Source organism: Flavobacterium sp. JLP (genome assembly GCF_015350755.1).
In the GTDB taxonomy this organism is placed as follows: domain Bacteria; phylum Bacteroidota; class Bacteroidia; order Flavobacteriales; family Flavobacteriaceae; genus Flavobacterium.
The window spans coordinates 218,409-239,736 of sequence record NZ_JADKPS010000002.1 but is presented as its reverse complement, the minus strand read 5'-3'; the positions used below and the strand labels follow the sequence as shown (position 1 = coordinate 239,736).

The 21,328-nt window shown below is 31.6% G+C and carries 22 protein-coding genes; 7 read left to right on the top strand and 15 right to left on the bottom strand.

Annotation, left to right across the window (positions count from 1 at the left end; all coding sequences use genetic code 11):
* Position 1 precedes the first annotated feature (1 nt).
* From IRZ83_RS06480 to IRZ83_RS06445, 8 genes are all read right to left on the bottom strand, one after another.
* Positions 2-502: a F0F1 ATP synthase subunit B gene (locus IRZ83_RS06480; protein ID WP_029271392.1), complete on the bottom strand. Its 501-nt coding sequence runs from the start codon at positions 500-502 to the stop codon at positions 2-4.
* 89 nt (positions 503-591) lie between these two features.
* On the bottom strand, positions 592-789 hold the full coding sequence (gene atpE / locus IRZ83_RS06475) for an ATP synthase F0 subunit C (RefSeq protein ID WP_008465835.1): 198 nt from the start codon (positions 787-789) through the stop codon (positions 592-594).
* Between the two features lie 32 nt (positions 790-821).
* Positions 822-1,997: a F0F1 ATP synthase subunit A gene (atpB, locus tag IRZ83_RS06470; protein ID WP_029271391.1), complete on the bottom strand. Its 1,176-nt coding sequence runs from the start codon at positions 1,995-1,997 to the stop codon at positions 822-824.
* A gap of 571 nt (positions 1,998-2,568) precedes the next feature.
* The gene (locus tag IRZ83_RS06465; protein ID WP_029271389.1) at positions 2,569-2,793 is read right to left on the bottom strand and encodes an AtpZ/AtpI family protein; all 225 of its coding nucleotides are present in this window, start codon (positions 2,791-2,793) and stop codon (positions 2,569-2,571) included.
* Entirely contained in the window at positions 2,759-3,169 is a 411-nt protein-coding gene (locus IRZ83_RS06460; RefSeq protein WP_029271388.1) for a polymer-forming cytoskeletal protein, read from the bottom strand. Before IRZ83_RS06460 ends, IRZ83_RS06465 begins: the two co-directional genes overlap by 35 nt.
* A gap of 3 nt (positions 3,170-3,172) precedes the next feature.
* Entirely contained in the window at positions 3,173-5,788 is a 2,616-nt protein-coding gene (locus IRZ83_RS06455) for a tetratricopeptide repeat protein (protein WP_194567615.1), read from the bottom strand.
* 90 nt (positions 5,789-5,878) lie between these two features.
* Positions 5,879-6,574 carry an ABC transporter ATP-binding protein gene (locus tag IRZ83_RS06450; RefSeq protein ID WP_029271386.1) on the bottom strand — a complete coding sequence of 232 codons (696 nt, stop codon included), beginning with the start codon at positions 6,572-6,574 and terminating at the stop codon, positions 5,879-5,881.
* A gap of 81 nt (positions 6,575-6,655) precedes the next feature.
* A complete protein-coding gene (locus IRZ83_RS06445) occupies positions 6,656-8,116 on the bottom strand; it encodes a DUF5687 family protein (protein WP_194567613.1) in 1,461 nt (486 codons plus the stop codon).
* Between the two features lie 128 nt (positions 8,117-8,244).
* On the opposite strand from IRZ83_RS06445, the gene IRZ83_RS06440 reads away from it, so the two are divergent.
* Positions 8,245-9,297, top strand: a complete 1,053-nt coding sequence (locus IRZ83_RS06440; RefSeq protein ID WP_029271384.1) for a ferredoxin--NADP reductase — start codon at positions 8,245-8,247, stop codon at positions 9,295-9,297.
* A 437-nt stretch (positions 9,298-9,734) separates the two neighbouring features.
* Positions 9,735-9,980, top strand: coding sequence for a hypothetical protein (locus IRZ83_RS19475; protein WP_228515122.1), 246 nt, complete (start codon positions 9,735-9,737; stop codon positions 9,978-9,980).
* A gap of 105 nt (positions 9,981-10,085) precedes the next feature.
* Here the strand turns inward: IRZ83_RS19475 and IRZ83_RS06430 are convergent, their stop codons facing one another.
* Positions 10,086-11,093: a glycosyltransferase family 9 protein gene (locus tag IRZ83_RS06430; RefSeq protein ID WP_194567611.1), complete on the bottom strand. Its 1,008-nt coding sequence runs from the start codon at positions 11,091-11,093 to the stop codon at positions 10,086-10,088.
* Positions 11,094-11,132: 39 nt separating this feature from the next.
* Entirely contained in the window at positions 11,133-11,738 is a 606-nt protein-coding gene (locus IRZ83_RS06425) for a DUF4254 domain-containing protein (RefSeq protein WP_029271381.1), read from the bottom strand.
* A gap of 111 nt (positions 11,739-11,849) precedes the next feature.
* Here IRZ83_RS06425 and upp point away from each other — a divergent pair, with 111 nt between their 5' ends.
* Positions 11,850-12,503: a uracil phosphoribosyltransferase gene (upp, locus tag IRZ83_RS06420; protein WP_029271380.1), complete on the top strand. Its 654-nt coding sequence runs from the start codon at positions 11,850-11,852 to the stop codon at positions 12,501-12,503.
* Here the strand turns inward: upp and IRZ83_RS06415 are convergent.
* Positions 12,498-13,427 carry a DUF6427 family protein gene (locus tag IRZ83_RS06415; RefSeq protein ID WP_194567609.1) on the bottom strand — a complete coding sequence of 310 codons (930 nt, stop codon included), beginning with the start codon at positions 13,425-13,427 and terminating at the stop codon, positions 12,498-12,500. The two genes, upp and IRZ83_RS06415, sit on opposite strands and share 6 nt — an antisense overlap.
* A gap of 138 nt (positions 13,428-13,565) precedes the next feature.
* Between IRZ83_RS06415 and IRZ83_RS06410 the strand changes: the two genes are divergently transcribed.
* On the top strand, positions 13,566-13,796 hold the full coding sequence (locus IRZ83_RS06410; RefSeq protein WP_029271378.1) for a DUF6341 family protein: 231 nt from the start codon (positions 13,566-13,568) through the stop codon (positions 13,794-13,796).
* Here the strand turns inward: IRZ83_RS06410 and purD are convergent.
* On the bottom strand, positions 13,788-15,062 hold the full coding sequence (purD, locus tag IRZ83_RS06405) for a phosphoribosylamine--glycine ligase (protein WP_194567607.1): 1,275 nt from the start codon (positions 15,060-15,062) through the stop codon (positions 13,788-13,790). The genes IRZ83_RS06410 and purD overlap by 9 nt on opposite strands.
* A 130-nt stretch (positions 15,063-15,192) precedes the next feature.
* On the opposite strand from purD, the gene IRZ83_RS06400 reads away from it, so the two are divergent.
* From IRZ83_RS06400 to IRZ83_RS06390, 3 genes are read left to right on the top strand one after another with little or no spacing between them, the layout of a single operon-like run.
* Positions 15,193-16,062, top strand: coding sequence for a class I SAM-dependent methyltransferase (locus tag IRZ83_RS06400; protein ID WP_194567605.1), 870 nt, complete (start codon positions 15,193-15,195; stop codon positions 16,060-16,062).
* Complete coding sequence (locus IRZ83_RS06395) at positions 16,062-17,372, top strand: phenylacetate--CoA ligase family protein (RefSeq protein ID WP_194567603.1); 1,311 nt, start codon at positions 16,062-16,064, stop codon at positions 17,370-17,372. The genes IRZ83_RS06400 and IRZ83_RS06395 overlap by 1 nt, the downstream gene beginning before the upstream one ends.
* Before the next feature lie 41 nt (positions 17,373-17,413).
* On the top strand, positions 17,414-17,941 hold the full coding sequence (locus IRZ83_RS06390; protein WP_194567595.1) for an ORF6N domain-containing protein: 528 nt from the start codon (positions 17,414-17,416) through the stop codon (positions 17,939-17,941).
* 80 nt (positions 17,942-18,021) lie between these two features.
* Here the strand turns inward: IRZ83_RS06390 and IRZ83_RS06385 are convergent, their stop codons facing one another.
* The 3 genes from IRZ83_RS06385 to IRZ83_RS06375 are packed head-to-tail and all read right to left on the bottom strand — an operon-like array spanning position 18,022 to position 21,159.
* Positions 18,022-18,789, bottom strand: a complete 768-nt coding sequence (locus IRZ83_RS06385) for a glycosyltransferase family 2 protein (protein ID WP_194567593.1) — start codon at positions 18,787-18,789, stop codon at positions 18,022-18,024.
* Entirely contained in the window at positions 18,789-20,156 is a 1,368-nt protein-coding gene (locus tag IRZ83_RS06380) for an undecaprenyl-phosphate glucose phosphotransferase (RefSeq protein ID WP_194567591.1), read from the bottom strand. Before IRZ83_RS06380 ends, IRZ83_RS06385 begins: the two co-directional genes overlap by 1 nt.
* 19 nt (positions 20,157-20,175) lie before the next feature.
* A complete protein-coding gene (locus IRZ83_RS06375) occupies positions 20,176-21,159 on the bottom strand; it encodes a UDP-glucuronic acid decarboxylase family protein (RefSeq protein ID WP_029271371.1) in 984 nt (327 codons plus the stop codon).
* Positions 21,160-21,328 lie beyond the last annotated feature (169 nt).

The window sequence follows — 21,328 nt, the reverse complement described above, 5'->3', positions numbered from 1 at the left end:
CTTAGTTTAACTTTACGTCACCTAACATTTTCTCTACTAATTTAGTTTGAGATTCTTTGTTAGATAATTCTTCTTTCAACAATTTTTCAGCGATGCTTAATGATAAAGTTGAAACTTGTGATTTCAATTCAGCCATTGCAGCATTTTTTTCACTTTCGATAGCAGCTTTAGCCTGCTCGATCATTTTTTGACCTTGCACTTGTGCTTCGTTTTTAGAATCAGCTATCATTTTCTCTTTCATTTCGCGAGCTTCTTTCAACATCGCGTCACGTTCTGCACGAGCTTCATTCAAAATTCTTTGATTATCAGCTTGTAGGTTTTCCATTTCTCTCTTTGCATTTTCAGCAGAAAGCAATGCGTTTTTAATACCTTCTTCTCTTGCAGTAATAGATTCCATAATTGGTTTCCAAGCGAATTTTACTAAAAGTAAAATCAAAACCAACAAGATTAAAGCTTGCCAAAAGAATAAACCGAATGAAAAATCGTTAATTAACTTATCCATTTTATAACTATATTAAATATTTAATTTCATTTTTTAAAAGTAACAACACCTTTAACCAACCGTTAAAGATGTTGTTATTTCTCTCTTTATTATTTTCCTAAGATTAAAGCAGCGAATGCTAAACCTTCTAATAAAGCCGCGATAATAATCATCGCAGTTTGAATTTTACCAGCAGCTTCTGGTTGACGAGCAATCGCGTCCATAGCAGATCCACCGATTTTACCTAAACCTAAACCTGCACCGATTACTACTAAACCTGCACCTACTAAAGTTGGAATTGTTCCCATAAGTATTTATATATATAAAATTAAACTTCTAATTAAATGATTGCAGTCTCATCTTCGTGATGATGTGCGTGATCATGATCTTGAACAGCCATACCAATAAACAATGATGATAACATTGTAAAAATGAAAGCCTGTAAAAATGCAACTAAAACTTCGATAACCGAAATAAATAATGTTAATCCTAAAGAGATTGGCAAATCTGCAGCTAAATTTTTACCAACAAAAATCATTGCAATTAAACTCATAATTACGACGTGACCTGCAGTAATGTTTGCATACAAACGAATTAATAATGCAAATGGCTTTGTTAATGTTCCTAAGATTTCTATTGGAGCTAAAATGATTTTCATTGGAACAGGAACTCCTGGCATCCAGAAAATGTGTCCCCAATAATCTTTGTTTGCACTAAATTGCGTAATAATAAAAGTAAAGGCAGCCAAACAAACTGTAATTGCAATATTTCCTGTTACGTTAATTCCTAGCGGAGTCATACCTAATAAGTTTAACAGCCACACAAAGAAAAATACAGTTAATAAGTAACCCATATATTTTCTGTATTTTTTCTCACCTATATTAGGAACAGCAATTTCGTCTCTGATAAAAATAATAAGCGGTTCTAAAACTCTTCCAAATCCAGTTGGAATTGGTCCTTTTTTATATGATCTTGCTAAACCAGTAAACATTATAAATAATAGAACTGAAACAAAAAGCATTGACACTACATTTTTTGTAATCGAAAAATCTAGTGGCTTTTCGTTTTCAGGATGTCCGTGCTCATTAAAGTTAATTGTGCCGGCAGCATCTGTTTTGTAAATTTTACCGTGAACTAATTTGTAGAAGTTTCCGTCAACTTCTGCAACTGCTTCACCGTGGTGTAATTTTGAAGATGAAAAAATTTTCAAACCTCCGTCAATAAGAATAACTGGTAATGGGAAACCATAATGTTTGTTTTCCTTTTCATCTGAAAAGAAAACAAAATCGTGAGAATCCTGTAAGTGATGATCGATAAAAGCATCCACTTTTGCTTTCGGATCAAGAGCTACATGCTCTCCTTCCGCAGGAGTGTTATGCGAAACTACTTTCTCTTCATGAGCTATCTCATTTTGCACATGCGTTGAGTCATTCTCTGAATTTGCAAAACTCATTACTGGAGAACAAGCTACTAAAGCGGCAAGAATAAATTTGAGCGGTTTGTTGGAAATCACCATATCTGTTAAAAATCTTATTTTTTTTACGTTTCTAAAATTTGGTGCAAAGGTACATTTTTTATTAATATTCAAAAGGATATGAAAAATTATTTTTGAACCTTGTTTTACAGAATCGTTATTTTAACGCTTTTCATTTAATAATCGGACAGTTAAAAGCGTTTCAAATAACAAAAATAAAATAAATGTTATAAAAAAATTGATTTTTTCAATCTCGACTTCTTCAGACTTGCTTTCTAAAATTGGTCTCAAAATTAAATATCCTAATAACATTTGCGTGAAGGTTCCAAACAGGAAAGCCATTCCGACAATTTCAAAATTCTTCTTTTTTACTATTAATAATATAAAGTATAACAATGCGGATATTCCGAAAAAAATCAAATACAAAAATTCAAGACTATAATAAAAGTTTAGGGGATTAACTTTTAAAACTAGAAAAGATGCTTTGTGCAAAATGTAGGCTGCTAAAGCGAAAAAGAATAATTGTACAAAAGGTTTATAATTTTTTAAAAGCATTTGAAATAAATTTATGCAAAGATGCAACATTTATTTAAAGCTGTTTTTAAAAAACTTTTTACTTTTTATTGATTTCGTTCACCTGACGGATAACATTATATAAGGCGAGTCCCACGCCAATCATTACAAAAATTGTATTATAATAAACTTTAGGACTAGGATGATTTTCATCTAGCCAGCTGCCAAAATAAGAAAACACGAAAATAATAATTCCCATTTGAACCGGAATATTGATAAGTCCAATCCATTTATTCCACTGGTTTTTGTTCGGCTCTTTTTCCATCTTTTACGGTTACTTCTTTAGTGTTGGTTAGCATGGTACAAGTAGCTGTAAAATCGGCTCCAGGTTCTATGGATAACTTTCCGACAGCAACTTCACCATGAATTTTTGCTGTGGCTTTTATATTAAGGACTTCTAAAACTTTTAATTTTCCTTGAAACTCTCCTTCAATATCTGCATTGTGGCATATGATTTCGCCTTTTACAATTCCAGATGCGCCAATAACAAGTTTGCCTTGTGATGTAAAATTTCCAATCAATTCTCCGTCTAATCTAAAATCGGCCTTAGAGACAATGTCTCCAATAATAGAAGTTCCTTCAACAATTCTGTTGGTTTTTCCTAACTGCTCTGTGCCGTTTTTTTTGACTTTATCAAACATGATTTATGGATTTTTAGGGGCTAAATAAGTTTCCAGATTTTTTTTGATTTGTACTATTGTATAATTATCACTTGAGATAACGATTGCCGGATCTGAAATTTTATATTTTTTGTCATCTCTAAAAACTCCTGAAAGATCTCTGGCATAAGCTTCTGTTTTTATACCATGAATAACTACAAAACTTTCTGTTTTATTATACTTATCAAAAGAAGTTGTTAGTCTCTCGAAATTTTCAACTAATAAGAATACTCGAATTGCTTCCTCAATTTTTTTACGCGTTTTAAGATCATTATTCGCTACTCTATAAATAATTTTCCAACTATGACCGTCAACAGCAGTAAAATCAAGTTTTTCTAGACTCGGAATTTGTTTCTCTAAAATTTCTCTTGCATTTTTTCCTTCCTCGCTATTCGGATAATTATCTGCAACGCCTTCAAGTGCTTTTTTATATGCTGCCAAACCGTTTACTTTTCCTAAAGTATTTGCTTTCAGCAATTCGTATTTAGAAACAATGTCATCTCCAGCATATTGATTAATCAAATTATCGATATTATCTAAAACAACATCAAATTGTTCTTCCTGATAAAGCTTGTACCATTTTTGATATTCTTTTTCAGGTGAAAAATTCGAATCATCTGAATTTTTATTGTTTAAAATTTGCGCATATCTCGAGTTTGGATATTTCGAAGTAATATCCAATTTTACAGATTCGGCCTTTGCTGGATTTGTAATCTGATAAATTTTATACAAATTATACATCGAAGGCAAAATCAATTTTTCATCTGGATTATTTCGCAGTAACTGCTCCAGTTTATCGCTGGCCAAATTATACTCCTTAAATTTTTCTTTATAAATAAGTCCTAATTGGTAATACGCAAAATTGCGTTCTTTTCCAATGCTGTCCATAACAAGCTGACTTGTTGGAAGCTGTTTTTCGTAAAACTCCGTAGTGTACTTTTCTATTACAACTGTATCCTTCAAGGCATTTATAGAATCTTGTTGAATGCTTAAAGAGTCTTTTATTGCAGTATTGATAATTGATTTTAATGAAGCCAATCTCCAGTTGCCAGCTAAAGTTCTATTACCCCACATTTTTTTGAATTGCAGTTTTCCATAAGCAACTGTTGTTGGATTATAAAAATAAAAAGTACTCGCTGTTTCAGTTCCTGACGGCGGATTAAATGCTCCGGCTGTCAAATCATTTTTAGCTTGTGATTGCGGATTTACAGCAGTTGGGATATTGCTGGCGTTCGTATTACGTTCAACATTGGCCAATTTTTCTTTTTCTTGTTCTTCAAAGATGCGTTTTGCTTCATCTTTCTTTTTAAGCTCTGCAATATAATTTTCAAAGTACACCTTTCTATCTGCTACAGGCAAACCTTGAACTTTGATAATGCTGTCATTGCGTTTTGCAATTCCTTCGTATAAAATTACATTATCTAAATTTTTTCTGTTTTTTTCGATAAGAGCAAATTCCCTCGTTTTCGGGTCTAATTTTACTAGTGTACTATCGTAATATTTGGCAGCCATTGTGTAGTCTGTATCTTTAAAATACATGTTCCCGATATTTCGATATGCTGATGCTGTCAAGTACGGATCTTTAGATTTTCTGCCTAAAGATTTATTATAGAATTTCAGTGCGCTTTCGTTGTCTTTCTTTTTATCATAAAATACTCCCATTTCATAAAAAAGCACATCATAATATGGTCGGTTTTCACGATCTGCAACTAACTTATTATACGTTTTTAAAAAAATGGTGTCATTGCCATTTTCATAATCATACATCTGGGCTTTTTTCGCATAAGCATGCATCATGTATTTACGGTCAGCTTTGCGGTTCATGTCTATTACTCCGTCATAAAAATAAGCAGCGCTGTCTTTTTTTCCGGCTTCCTGATACATCTGACCCAAAATAAAACGATACCTCGCGCGGTCTTCATTTACTCTCGAAAATTCTTCTGCAATTTTAAGTTTCGCAACTGCGCTGTCTCTTTCTTCTAAATTCAAAAAAGCTTCTGCCAATAAAGCGTTTGCATCAGAAAAAGTCTGTTTGTCTAGATCTGTGTTTTTTAATAATTTATTTATATTTTTTAAGACAATTGCGTCGTTTCCTAAGCGCATATTTGTTTTTTCACGCCAGATTTTTGCCGTATAAATATTACTGCTGTTTGGGTATTTGTATAAAATATAATTGAATGCCTCAAGTGCTGGAATAAAACGTTGATCGTAATATCTGGCTTTTCCGAGCATTAAATAAGCTTCATCAATTTGGCTGTTTCTTTCGCGTCCTCCAATATTCATGGAGTGTTTTTGAATGGCTTTTGTTGCTTTAGTTTCTGCCAATTCAAAATCAGGGTTTTTTGTCTTCTTTTCTTCAGAAAAATTTTCATCAACCTGCATTTTTTCAATAGGAAGCATTTTCCAGAAATTATCCTGATTGTTGCCTTGAATAGATTTTAAACCTTTATCAAGGCCAATGCCTCCGTTGTACAAAATGTTATATTTTGTACTTAACGCATGAGAATTTCGAGACACAAAAGTATTTTTTTTGGTAGAACAAGCTATCAAAAGAAATAAAAACACAACAGGAAAACAATATTTTAGAGTATTCTTTTTCAATAGAAAAGATTTTAAATCATTTAACTTCGAAAATAGCTTTTTAGTATAATGAACTCGTAAAAATACGCTTCTTTTTTGAAACAATAGAAGTTATACTGCAAAAAACAACTCCAGCTCTTGCAAGGTTTCTTTTGATGTTTGAATATCTTTTACTACTTCTCCTTTATTAAGTGCAACTATACGATCGCAAACCTCTACAGTGTGTTGTAAATCATGGCTTGAAACCAAAACAGTAACGTTTGGATTTTCTGCCAAATCCTTAATTATTTTTTTTAATCGGCTAACGGTTGTAGGGTCTAAATTCGCAAAAGGTTCGTCTAAAATAACCACTTCAGGATTACCAATAAGTGTGGCAATTATTCCCACTTTCTTCTGATTTCCTTTTGATAAATCGCGTAAGTATTTTTTGTTTTTCAGAATTTCTCCATTAAAAAATTCTTCATGCTGCGCCAATAAAGCATCAATATCTGCTTTGTTTTGATGACGCAAATCTCCAATAAAATAAAAGTATTCTTCAGGAGTTAAATATCCTATCAAGAAACTTTCATCTAAAAAAGATCCTGTAAAAGATTTCCAGTTTTCGCTTGTATTTACCTGAATATTATTGCTTGTAATGTGACCGGTAGAAGGCTGAATCAGGTCTAAAAGCAAACTGAAAAAAGTAGTTTTTCCTGCTCCGTTATTTCCTACTAATCCAAAACTTTGTCCTTTTGGAATTTCAAGATTATTAATCTTTAAAACTGTTGTTCCGTTATATATTTTTGAAAGTTGGTTTACTTGTATCATTTTTTATATGTTTAATTATTGATTTGGTTAATAGTTAATTTGTTTCAGTTTTTAGAATTTTCTAATTGACAAATTTTCTAATTAGTTTTTTTGTTTGTAAGCGCTTATTGTGCTGTATTTTTCAATTTTGTATCTTCTTTCGATTAAGGAGAAAACCTTATTTCTAAAAATAAATCCTAAAACTCCTGCACCTGCAACCAGTAATAATCCCAGTGTTTTATCACCCAAATAAAGTCCGATTCCGTATAATCCTAAAGGCAATAATAATTTTGGCAGTGTCAATAACATGGCATTTACATTGAATGCTTTTTTATCTCCAAAGGCACCTCCGGCGTTGCTCAAATCGATTGGCGTTTTGGTAAATGCGCCGCCTAAAAGAACCAAATGCGAATTGACTCCAATATTATAAATTGCACCAACTACAATTGTCAGATAAATTTCCCATCCGTAAAAAAGATAGAAGGATGCCAAAATTGTCGAAACGAAAGTAGCAATTACAACCAGCCACCATTTTGAAGTTATGTAGCCGCGATACGGAATGTTTTGTGTCATCATTAATTGATAATATGAACTGTCCCAGCTTGGTACAAATTGACCAAAAACAAACAAAAATCCTCCTGAAACAAATATTCCTGCAAAAATGTGCATGATTGGAGGCTGGTGCGAATTCCCGAAAAAGATGAGTCCATAAAACAAAAAGAGCACACTCATAAAAATAGTTGTTTTAGATCTTTTGTTTCTCTTAATCAGTTTAATATCATTTTTAAGAAAAGTTCCTAAAGTTCCAAATTGATTTAGCCAAACCAAATTTTCGGTCGTTGCTATATCTTCTTTTTTAGAAAGTCCGGCATCTAAATATAAATTATTCTTGAAGTATTTAAATGTAAACTGATATAAGCCGATAAGCACCAAAACTGGAATTAAAAACAAGCCTTTCTTTGCATAAAGTCCTTGAAAAAATGGTGTTGTAAAAATCGTAATATCAAATAATTTATAATATTGTGCTGCTCCTAAAGCCAGCGCGATTCCGATAAAAACAACAAATAATTTGTCGATATTACTTAAAATGATATTCAAGAAATTGTTGATATATATTAAAGAGAAAATCGCTAAAAGCCAAAAAGTGATTCCTAGAATATCATATCCTTCAAATAGCAGCACAAGCGAAAAAGGAACAAAGAAAAGCGCATGAACCCAGTTGAAAAAAGACAATGCTGTTTTGCCTAAAGAAAAATGAACAATTGTGGGCTTCTTGAAAGGCAAAACCAATAACGGTTTTATATTCAGCACCGGAATTGCCTGCATAAGCAAACGAATTACAAGGTCGAACAGAAAATAGTAAATCAAAAATTTATTGACAGTTACTAATGGTTCGAAATTCATTTTTTTTAGAACATAAAATGCTCCTACGCCCATCGCGATAAATAGTACCGAAAAGTAGACCATCAAAAAACCGATTAAAATTTTCATCGCCAGGTTTGCGCCAAACGATGCCGATCTTGTAAAGGCCTTCCATTCGAGATAAATAAACTTTTTAATCATGGTTAATTGGTTTTGAGTTTGGTAGTAAGAGATCAAATGTAAGAAAACGTTACAAAAAAAGTTAAAAATAATAATTTAGTGCCTGTGATTTAACTGCTGTTTGCTACTTTTGCATAAAATATACAACCATGCCTTCATTCTTAAAACTCATAATTAAAGAGGTAAAACGCGAAACTAACGATGCTGTTTCTGTACTTTTTAATGTTCCCGAAGAACTAAAATCAGACTATAAATTTATTGCAGGACAATACATAAATTTAAAATTAACTCTTGATAATCAAGAAATAAGACGTGCTTATTCTATTTGCTCTGCACCAGAAAGCGGTGAATTGCGAATTGCAGTTAAAGCCGTTAAAAATGGTTTGTTTTCTCAATTTGCCAATACAAAACTAAAAGCCGGAGATGTTCTAGAAGTAGGTCATCCTGAAGGAAAATTTACTTTTGAACCAGATGCTGAAAGACAAAAAAATTATGCTGCTTTTGTAGCAGGAAGTGGTATTACGCCAGTTCTTTCTATTATAAAATCAGTTTTAAAAAGTGAGCCAAAAAGCTCATTTGTATTAGTTTACGGAAACAGAACTCCTGAAGAAACTATTTTTCATCAAGAACTTCACGATTTGCAATTGCAATATGTCGGCCGTCTTTTTGTACATTATGTATACAGTCAGGCCAAAGCCGAAAATGCATTGTTTGGCAGAATCGAAAAATCTGCAGTAAATTTTGTATTGAACAACAAACATAAAGAACTTCAATTTGATAAATTTTTCTTGTGTGGTCCAGAAGAAATGATCAATACCGTTTCTGATATTTTGAAAGAGAAAAATGTAAAAGAATCAGCTATTAAGTTTGAGCTATTTACTTCTTCATCTCAAGAAAATGAAATAAAAACTTCGCTGGAAGGACATACAAAAATTACGGTTTTAGTTGATGATGATGAAGTTTCTTTTGAAATGTCTCAAAAACAAACTATTCTAGACGCTGCATTAAAACAAGGAATTGATGCTCCGTATTCTTGCCAAGGCGGTATTTGCAGCAGCTGTTTAGCACGCGTTACAAGTGGGTCTGCAGAAATGACAAAAAACTCAATTTTAACTGATAAAGAAATTGCTTCAGGCTTAATTTTAACGTGTCAAGCACATCCAACTTCAGAATCTATTTATGTAGATTATGATGATGTATAATCGTTAGATCTCAAATTAAAAATTAGAAATTCCAACTTAATAAGTTGGAATTTTTTTTTATAATCCTGTACAACTCTTTTTTATAAATTTCATTTTGCAGGGTATCTTTGAAGGGTATTTTCTGATCAAAAGCATAATAGGCAAAAAATGATACAGAAAATTGAATATTTTTTAAAAAACATGGCATAAATTTACTATATTAGTACTGTGCTAATGTACTTTCTTTATATAAAGATCGTATTTATCAGCTATATCTAAATTGTCAACACGTTTTTAAAACATTAAATATTATGGCAATGCATCACTACCTCCGTTTAACTTTTATATTACTTTTTGTAGTAACATCATTTTTATGCCTCTACTTCATAATTAAAAGAAAAAAGAAAGCTCCCAAACTACTCTCAAAAGAAAAGTACAATTCATCAATGACTGGGGGAATGACAGAAATATCAATTTCTAATGATAGTTTTTTTAATATTTGGCCTTATGTAAGTGAATTAAAAGCGGCTAAAATTTTATCTAAAAAAGTTAAAGAATCTGAATTGGTACAAAAAGTTTACAGAAATTCAACCGATGATTTTGAACACATTTTGTTAGCTACTGAGAAAGAAAATCATTTTGTTAAAATTGTAGTTGATAGAAACAAAAAGAAACCAATGGGATATCTTTTTCTTGATTTATAATCTTTGTGAAAATAGAAAATTCCAAATTCCAACTTTACAATTGGGATTTGGAATTTTTTATTTTGACATTCCTCACTTTTGGAATTTGATTTTTTTTGTTGAAATTTAAACTAAACTCTGAATATTGTCAATTATTTCTTTTGGCAAAATACTTCTCATCGCATTTTCGTAACCTTCAACGATTTTATTTCCGTAAACAGATGTTGGCAATTTTGGATATTGATTTCTGTCTGAAACTAATGCGTTTTCTAAACTTTGGTTAAAAGGCAAAAATCCTGCGTACGGATGAGTTGCGCCCCAAAGTGTAATTACTTTTACGCCCAGCATTGCGGCAATATGTGCATTTCCAGAATCCATAGAAAGCATAATATCAAGATTGCTGATTAATTGTAATTCTTGCTGAAATTTAATTTTTCCAGCTACATTAATTACATTTTCAAATGGTTTTGAAATTGAATCCAGAATTTCGATTTCTTTTTTTCCTCCACCAAAAAGCAAAATTTTATAAGCTGGATTTTCAGCCAATTTTGCAATAACTTCTTTCATTAAATCTATCGGATAAACTTTAGAATCGTATTGCGCAAAAGGTGCAATTCCGATTAATTTTTGATTTTGATTTCCGATAATTTCTAAAATTTCGGCACTTAAAACTGCTTTTTCAGGAAAAGTAGGATTGGATAAATCTAAATGAAAACCAAGTTCTTCAAACACTTTTGCGTGTCTTTCAAACATAGTTGGCAATTGTTTAAAAATCTTGTTTTCGGCTCTCGTTAATTCTTTTTTTCCTTCTCGGCCTTTATCAACAGTAGCTCTTTTTTTTCCGCTTAAAGCGAAAAGCAAACTCACAATTTTAGATCTTAAAACATTATGAAGATCTGCAAAAGCATCAATTCTGAGTTTTTTTACGTCGGTATATAAACGCACAAGTCCAAGAAACCCTTTGTGGCGTTCTTTTTCATCAAAAGCAAAAAAATCAAGATTCGGAATTCCTTCAAAAAATGGTTTAAAAAACGGACGAGAAATTACCGTCAGTTTTACCTCTGGATACTGTTTTACAAAAGCACGTAAAACAGGAACCGTCATGGCGACATCTCCCATTGCGGATAGTCTCATGACGGCTATATGCTTAATTGTATTGGACAATTCTGCCAATTATTTTTTGTTTTGATATAAAACAGGATTCAAATCATCGTCATTGTACATTTTCATTTGTTTGTACACTTTCATGAATTTATCTCCATTTTCGATATCTGTCAATAAATCTTCAATTGCTGTAGACAAATCACTTCTTTGTTCTAAAAGAATGTTTAGTTTTTCCTGACATTTATCTCTATGTTCTTGTGAAGCCTCTGCACGATTAGCTTCTTCCTGCATATGATAAATTTTTAAAGCTAAAATAGATAATCTGTCAAAAGCCCAAGCTGGACTTTCAGAATTGATTTTTGCTCCGTCTTTTGCTTGTACATTACTGTATTTTTGCAAAAAGTAACTGTCGATATATTCGACCATATCAGTACGTTCTTGGTTTGAAGCATCGATTCTTCTTTTTAAAGTCAAAGCGGCTACCGGATCAATTTGAGGATCACGAATAATATCTTCAAAATGCCATTGCACCGTGTCAATCCAGTTTTTTAAATATAATAAATGTTCAAATTTATCCTTAGGATAAGGATTATTTATAGGCTGATCAACATTATCAAATTGATGATAATCTTTGATGCTTTGTTCGAAAACAGAATAAGCTAATTTTGAAAACATGTCTTTAATTATTAGAGAGACAAAGATACTTTTTATACTTTTATAGTGTGAAAAAAACGATTATTTTTTCGTTTTCATCTTACAAATCATTGATAATACTAAAAATAACATATGAAAATTCATTATATATCTGAAAATAACAGCGTTTTAAATCATTTTTTGGGCCAGATCAGAAATGTAAATGTTCAAAAAGACAGTATGCGTTTTCGAAGAAATATTGAGCGAATTGGAGAAATTATGGCGTATGAACTCAGCAAGGTTTTACCTTATAAAGATGTTGAAATTCAGACACCGCTCGGCATTAAAAAAACAACTCAAATAGAAAGTGATTTGGTTTTATGTCCAATTTTAAGAGCTGGACTGCCACTTCATAATGGTTTTTTAAATTATTTCGATCATGCAGAAAACAGCTTTGTTTCGGCCTGCAGATTTCATCCAAATAATGATGACGAATTTGAAATTTTAGTTGAATATCAAGCGATTTCAGACTTAAACAATAAAACAGTTCTGCTTCTTGATCCCATGCTGGCAACGGGACAATCTATTGTAGCGGTTCATAAAAAACTGGTTGAAAATGCTACTCCAAATGAAATTCATATTGTAGTTGTTATTGCTGCACCTGAAGGAGTTGCTTATCTTGAAAAAAATCTTCCCGATAACTGTCATTTGTGGGTTGCTGCTTTAGACGAAAAATTAAACGAGAAAAACTACATTGTTCCTGGTCTTGGAGATGCCGGCGATCTGGCTTACGGTAGTAAATTATAATTGCGAGAAAAACGTAAACAAACTGCAGGCAGTAAGCACGTAAAATACGATCTCATTATTTAGTCTCTGCTTCATATATTCAACATGACTCGATGCCATAATGCTTAAAGGTGCAATACTAAACAGCAGCAAATCATTGCTTTTATTCGGAGAAATTATAAAAACAAAAGCAGCAATAAAAAAATAAGCGATTACTTTTTTGTACGAAGTATGTACAATTTGAGGTCTGTTTGATAAGGTTGTCAAAATCGAAACTACAAAAAACAAGGCTACGGCAACATATATTGAAAGCGCTCCGTTTTCGTAATTATTTTTAAAATAATCGATCCTAAAATCCATTACTGCGCGTTTTTCGAAAAATTCAAACGCATCAAAATGAAAAATTAAAGAGATCATATAAAAAATGGATGCAACGGCTAAAAGCGCTATAAAGGGCAAAACCCAGTTTCTATAATCTCTAGAAACGTGAAAAATGATCGATATAAAAACCAAAATTAGGAAAAGAATACACCAAAATTGAAATAAAGAAGCAACTAAAATCCAAAAAGATGCATCGAATATCTTTTCTTTTGATGCTTTTAATGATTGAAGTGATATTAATCTTCGAAGTGCCAGCAGGAGAAAAAAGTTGGCATATATTACATTCGGGTTATTAAATATGGTAGGAAAAAACAAAAGGAACAACAAATAGAAAAATATCGTATATCCGTTGTCTTTGCTGAGTCCGTTCTTCTTTACAATAAAATTAATTAAGAAAAAAGAAGCAAAAATAAAGCACAGCAAACTCATTTTTTGAAAAGCCAAAAAAGAAGAACTTACCCAAGATGGTTCTTGAATTTGAAACAGAAAAAAGAAAACCAGTATTAAAATTACAACCAATGAATAATTTAATGGTGTAGATTTTTTAAAAACACTTGTTATCATAAGGATATTTTATACTTTTGTGATTGTAAATATAATACTTGTTTAAAAGGAAAAACCAACAAGTTGAAAAAAGATTCTATTAATTGAATTTTGTCTTCAATGCGTTAAAAACAATAATAACATATAATTTTATAAATTATGACAGCTTTTTTTGAAGGAATACAATACTTATTCGTTAACATTTTGTTTGCTCCTCTTGACTTTTTGCGTCGTTTGGAACTAATTACTTGGTTTGGTGCAAACACAATTAACTGGATTTTTATGATAATCTGCGCATGCGCAATCGTTTATTGGATTAAACAATTACGCATTTTTGATGACGCCGGAACTGAAAATCAAGATACTACAGCTCACTCTTTCTTAAAGTAAGTCGAAGCCAATATCTTTTCTAAAATACATCTTATCAAAATTTAGTTTATCTATGTTTTGGTAAGATTTTTTTATGGCCTGTTGAAAATCGTCTCCGTATGATGTAATTGTCAAAACACGTCCTCCATTACTAACGACATTTTCGCCATCTAATTTTGTTCCTGCATGAAAAACTATCGAATCTGTAATATTTTCTAATCCTGTAATTACTTTTCCTTTTTCGAAATCTTCAGGATAACCGCCAGAAACCACCATAATTGTTGTAGCACTTCTTGGATCAACTTCTAATTCGAATTCATCTAATTTTTGATTTGCTACTGAAAGAAACAATTCAACCAAATCAGATTTTAATCTCGGAACCACAACTTCCGTTTCCGGATCTCCCATTCTCACATTGTATTCAATAACAATTGGTTCGTTTTTTACATTGATCAAACCAATAAACACAAATCCTTTATATTCGATTCCGTCTTTTTGGAAACCTTCGATTGTTGGTTTTACGATTCTAGTTTCGATTTTTTCCATCAAAACAGCATCAACATAAGGAACTGGAGAAACTGCTCCCATTCCGCCTGTATTTAATCCGGTATCACCTTCTCCAATTCGTTTGTAATCTTTTGCAGTTGGCAGAATTTTATAACTTTTTCCGTCTGTCAAAACAAAACAGCTCAATTCTATTCCGTCTAAAAATTCTTCGATAACAACTTTAGAACTTGCTGCTCCAAATTTTTCGTGAACCAGCATGTTTCTAAGTTCTGTTTTAGCTTCTTCAAGATCTTGAATAATTAAAACTCCTTTTCCTGCTGCTAAACCATCTGCTTTTAAAACGTATGGAGGCTGTAGCGTTTCTAGAAACTCGCATCCTTTTTCCACTGTTTCAGCCGTAAAACTATCATAAGCGGCAGTTGGAATATTATGTTTCATCAAGAATTCTTTTGCAAATTCTTTACTTCCTTCTAATTGAGCTCCTAATTTTGATGGCCCAATTACCGGAATGTGTTTTAAATTTTCGTCATTTTTAAAATAATCGTAAATTCCTTTTACCAAAGGATCTTCTGGTCCTACAACCACCATTTTTACATTTTCCTCAAGTACGAATGCTTTTATCGCATCAAAATCGGTTGGAGACATTGCAACATTTGTAGCAATTGCAGCTGTTCCTGCATTTCCTGGTGCAACAAAAAGTTTTTCGCAAAGCGGACTCTGAATCATTTTCCACGCAAAAGCATGTTCTCTTCCGCCTGATCCCAATAATAAAATTGTCATGGTATAGTTGTATTTAGTTGTGGTGCAAAAATAATTGCTTTTGTACGTAAAAAATAATTAAATCTTAAAAAGTTCGTGATTCTTCTGTGTTAGTAGTTGGATAATATTATTTTTGATGAAAATTTACCTCATGAAACATTATTTAAAAACCTATATTTTTAAAACCCTGAGTATTCTTCCGGATTCTTTAGGTTCGAAAATCTATCACCAATTACAAAATGTTTCTGAGAATAAAAATATTGAAGCAAAATTAAGAAGTACTGAAAATACATTAAGCGCCTTTGGAAACATCTTTGCAAATTTGAAAGTCGATTTACAAAACAAATCGGCGATTGAAATTGGTTCAGGATGGCTGCCAATTTCTCCCTATATATTACTTTATAAATATAAGCTTAAAGAAATTTATAGTTTTGATATTAATAAGCATTACCAAAAAATAAACATTGAAAAATTCAATTCATTATTTTCAAAAACATACAAAAATGATATTGCTGTAAGCACAAACAACTCTTATTCCTTGCCAGAAAATGTTCACTATTTTCCTTCTCAAAATATAATAAACGCCAATATTCCAAAAGTCGATATTGTATTTTCAAGATTTGTTTTAGAACATGTTACACCCGAAGATATTTTTAAAATGCATGAAAAATTTAAGCAGTCCTTAAATAAAGGATCTTACATTATTCATTTTATTTCTCCCAGCGATCACAGGGCTTTTTCTGATCAATCGTTATCTCTTCAGGAGTTTTTAAAATACAGTTCTAAAGAATGGGATAAAATACAAACACGGTTTGATTATCATAACCGTTTGAGATTGCCTCAATATTTAGACATTTTTAAATCTTTAGATTTAGAAATTGTTTATATTTCTCACGATAATCCTGGACCAAATTCTCCTCAAGAACAAAAGTTCAGAAATTTAAAATTACATCAGGATTTTTCAAAATATTCTGAAAAAGAATTGACCGCTGGCAGTATTAATATTGTTCTAAAAATATAATGATTCGTCTGTTTGATATCACACTTCGATTAAATGGTTTTCCGATAAAGAAAGCCAAAGCCGAATTGTATCAAATTGTGAATTTATCTGAAGATAAATATGCTGTTTTTCTTCAGAATAAGAAAAAGGAAATTGTCGATTTTCATCTTAAAAACAATTCCTTTTATCAGGAATTAGTTGGAAGTACAATTGCTCCGAAATGGGAAGATTTGCCAATTTTAAACAAACAGAATCTTCAAAAACCTTTAGAAGAAAGGCTTTCAAAAGGGTATTCTTTAAAAGATGTTTACCTCAACAAAACTTCTGGATCGAGCGGAACTCCTTTTATTTTTGCTAAAGATAAGTATTCACATGCCTTAACCTGGGCTTCAAATATTATGCGTTTCGGCTGGTTCGAGATCGATTTTAATCATTCTTATCAGGCGCGTTTTTATGGCATTCCGATGGATTTTATTGGATACCAAAAAGAACGTTTTAAGGATTTTCTAAGCCAACGTTTTCGATTTCCGGTTTTTGATTTATCTGATGAAATATTAGAAAAATTTCTGAAAAAATTCAAATCGAAAAAATTCGATTATGTCAACGGTTATACGAGTTCTATTGTTTTATTTGCTAAATATCTAGAGAAGAAAAATATTGTTTTAAATGAAATATGTCCAACACTAAAAGCCTGTTTTGTGACTTCAGAAATGCTTTTTGAATCGGATAAAAAACTTTTAGAAAAGCAATTTGGCATTCCCATTATCAATGAATACGGTGCATCAGAACTTGATTTAATTGCTTTTGAAAATCCACAGGGCGAATGGCAAATTAATGCTGAAACGCTTTTTGTCGAAATTTTAGATGAAAACAATAAAGTTCTCCCTTACGGGAAAGAGGGCCGAATTGTCATTAGTTCTCTATTCAATAAAGCAAATCCTTTTATTCGATACGATATTGGCGATATTGGAATTTTAGATGAAAAAAGTACATTACAAAAACCAATTCTTAAAAAACTAATTGGCAGAACAAATGACGTAGCCATTTTACCAAGCGGAAAAAAATCGCCTGGATTGACGTTTTACTACGTAACCAAAAGTATTATTGAAGATGACGGAAACGTAAAAGAATTTATTATCAAACAAACTACATTAGATTCTTTTGAAATTGAATATGTTGCTGAAACAGCATTAGTTTCAGATCAAATTCAGAAAATAGAAGAAGCAATTGCATTATATCTTGAACCTAATTTAAACTTCACTTTTACCAGAAAAACAGTTTTAGAAAGAACCAATCGCGGCAAATTAAAGCAATTCAAATCTCATTTATAATATAAATAAAATCTTACATTTGTTTTTTTATTTAAAAACTCATGGACGATCAATCTTTACTTTCTGAAGAAACAATTTCTAATAAAATATATTTTATCCGCGTACAAAAAGTGATGCTGGATCGTGATTTGGCTTTACTTTATGGAGTAGAAACAAAACGATTAAAAGAACAAGTCAAAAGGAATCGAAATCGCTTTTCCGAGGATTTTATGTTTGAATTAACTAAAGAGGAATTTGAAAATTGGAGGTCGCAAATTGCGACCTCCAATTCTGATAAGATTGGTTTAAGATATGCACCAATGGCATTCACAGAACATGGAATATTAATGCTTTCAAGTATTTTAAATAGCGACAAAGCAATTCAAACTAATATTCAAATCATGCGTATTTTCACGAAAGTGAGGCAAATGCTTCTCGATACAACAGAAATTAAAGTTGATATTCTTCAGATTCAGAAGAAATTAGAGAATCATGATAAAAATATTGAATTGGTTTTTTCTTATTTAGATGAATTGACTGATAAAAAGGAAGATGAAACTAAAAGGGTGAAAATTGGATATAAAAAATAATATTTTTCAAGGTAACAATTTGTTATCTCAAATTTTGAACAAAACTGTTTGTCGCAAATTGCGACCTAAAAGATGGAGAATTATATGTTCTTTATATATCTTGGTTTAATAACCAACTGTGTAAACAAAAACCGAGTCATCAACAAAACAGAAAACACAAAATTGAAACCGTGGAATTCTCTATAAACGCCAAAATTGTGCTTTATCAATTTGAATTTTGAAGAAGAAATAGAATCTCTTCTTATTCTATAAAAGGCTAAAGGTTCCGGAACAGGTTTTGTTTGTTTAATTTGTTTTAAAATTGTAAGCCACAAACGCCAATCTTGTCTTTTTTGAGTCGCTTTAATTACAATTTTACCAAAATAATCAGCGTCGTAAATAGCGGTTAGATTTCCAACATAATTGCAGAAAAACAATTGATTGTAGGTGAGATTTAGTGGCGCTTCTACTCTTTTATTTAATGAATTTCCGTCTTCATCGATACAATCATAAAAGCTAAAAGTGAAAGGTAAATTGTTTGCTTTTAAAAACTGAATCTGCTTTTCTAACTTCGTCGTAAACCACAAATCATCCGCATCTAAGTATGCAATGTATTTTCCATTTGCTTTTTCTAAGGCAACATTTCTCGCAAAACCGTTTCCTGAATTTTTGGTTAATTCAGTTAGTTTTATCCGGCTGTCATTTTGAGCATACTCTTTTATAATTGCAACAGTTTGGTCTGTAGATGCATCATCAACCAGAATTAATTCCCAGTTCTGATAACTCTGCTCTATAACCGATTGCAAAGTTGCCCGAATGTATTTTTCGGTATTAAATGTTGGCGTTATAATAGAGACTAATTCATTCATCAATATGCTTTTTTATCGCCTTTAAAAATGTTTATTACCGTCTGAGAAATTATCTTTAAATCTAAAATAAGCGACCAATTTTCGATATAAAAAACATCAAATTTTATGCGGTTAATCATATCTCTTTCCATTGTAATTTCGCCTCTAAAACCACTGACTTGAGCTAAACCGGTAATTCCTGGCTTAACACAATGACGGATCATATATTTTTTTACTTTATTGCCGTACTCTTTATTTTGTGACCAAAGATGCGGCCTCGGACCCACAACAGACATGTCTCCCAATAAAACATTTACAAATTGCGGCAATTCGTCTATACTTGTTTTTCGCATAAATCGACCAATTGTCGTAACACGTGGATCATCTTTAGAAGCCTCTTTTTCAGTTGTTTTATTAATTCGCATCGAACGAAATTTATAACAAACAAATTCGTTTTCATCAATTCCGGGTCTTCCTTGTTTGAAAAAAACAGGCCCCTTAGATTCTAACTTTATTAAAATCGCCAATAACGGACCAAGCCATGATAATATAAAAACGATTACAGAAATAGAAAAAACAACATCAAAAGTACGTTTGAAAAATTTTATCGCGGGCTCATTCAGCATGGTTTGCTTTAGCGAAAGCACCGGAAAAAAATCGTAATAATCTATCTTTAAATTCTTAGAAAAAATCTCTTTTGTGTCCGGAATAAATTTTATTGTTTTATTGTTTTCGTCTGCAAAATCAATTAAATCTTTCAAATAATTGTTGGACACTTCGTTTAGAGAACAATAAATTTCGTCGACTAAATTATCAATCACAAAAGGTTTTAAATCGGCTAATTTTCCGGCAATATTCTGATTGGCTTTTTTGTCTGAAAAATATCCGAGAAACCGATATCCGTAATCTTTTCTGGTTTCAAAAAGATCTTTAAGCCGAATTGCTTCTGGAGTAAACCCAATAATAACAGCCGTTCTATAATTGCTTCCCGTTATTATTCTATATTCTTTTAAATAAAAAAACAATGAAAATTTAAAAATCGTTACCAGTAAAATCACTAAAGAAATAAACAAAGCAATCGCAGTTTCGCTAAAAACAGCTTCTTTAAAAAACGGAAAAAAAGCAATTACAATTAAGAGAAATAAAATTCCCTGCTTTACTATTTTTGAAATGATTTCAATTGGTGTCGTAAATCTGTAAACATCATAAAACTTTATAGAAAAAGCAATTAAGCCCCATCCTGCATACTGATATAAAATGTATAGCCAAAAATTTGAAACCAATTTTTGAAAAACAAAAAAATTCAAAACAGCAATAACCATTAGATCGATTAAGATACTAATTGGCCTGATATATTTTGAGTATCTTCCTGTTTGAAACGCGGTCATAAATGTTTTTTTTCAGCTGCTATTTTATGTAACTCGAAAAATCTTTATGCTCTTCTTTTGAAAGCTCTTCTTTAGAAAGTGATCTAAAATAATCATAGGTGATTTTCATTCCTTCAGAACGGCTCACTTTTGCTTCCCAGCCTAATAATTCTTTAGCTTTTGTAGTGTCTGGCTGGCGTTGCAGCGGATCGTTTATTGGCAACGGATGATATACTACTTTCTGGTTTGTACCTGTAAGTTTAATGATTTCTTCTGCAAAATCTTTAATTGTAATTTCGTCTGGATTTCCAATATTTACCGGATACACATAATCTGAATGCAGTAATCTAAAAATACCTTCTACCTGATCATCAACATAGCAGAAAGAACGCGTTTGCATTCCGTCTCCAAAAATTGTTAAATCTTCTCCACGAAGCGCCTGACCAATAAAAGCAGGAATTACACGTCCGTCATTTAAACGCATTCTTGGTCCGTAAGTATTAAAAATACGAACGATTCTTGTTTCTACACCGTGAAAAGTATGATATGCCATTGTGATAGATTCCTGAAAACGTTTGGCTTCATCATAAACTCCTCTTGGCCCAATTGTATTTACGTTTCCGTAATATTCTTCGGTTTGAGGATGAACCAATGGATCTCCGTAAACTTCTGAAGTTGAAGCTATCAAAATTCTCGCTTTTTTAACTCTTGCCAAACCTAATAAATTATGCGTTCCTAATGATCCGACTTTTAAAGTTTGAATCGGAATTTTTAAATAATCGATCGGACTTGCAGGCGAAGCAAAATGCAATATATAATCTAAATCACCAGGAACATGAACAAATTTCGTAATGTCGTGATGATAAAACTCAAAATGTTCTAATTTGAATAAATGTTCAATGTTTTTAAGATCGCCAGTGATCAAATTATCCATTCCGATAACATAATAACCTTCTTTGATAAAACGATCGCACAAATGTGATCCTAAAAAACCCGCCGCTCCGGTAATAAGTATTCTTTTCATAATGATTTTCTTGAACCTTTGTTTTTGATATTCGCTGCAAATATCCACAAATGTACTAAAATATCTGACCTTTTAAATTCGCTAAAAATTTTACTAAAATACAGGGTTAAAATTTTTAATTTATTATCAATTGGTTTATTCTACTTTTACAAAACTAAATTTTATTTGT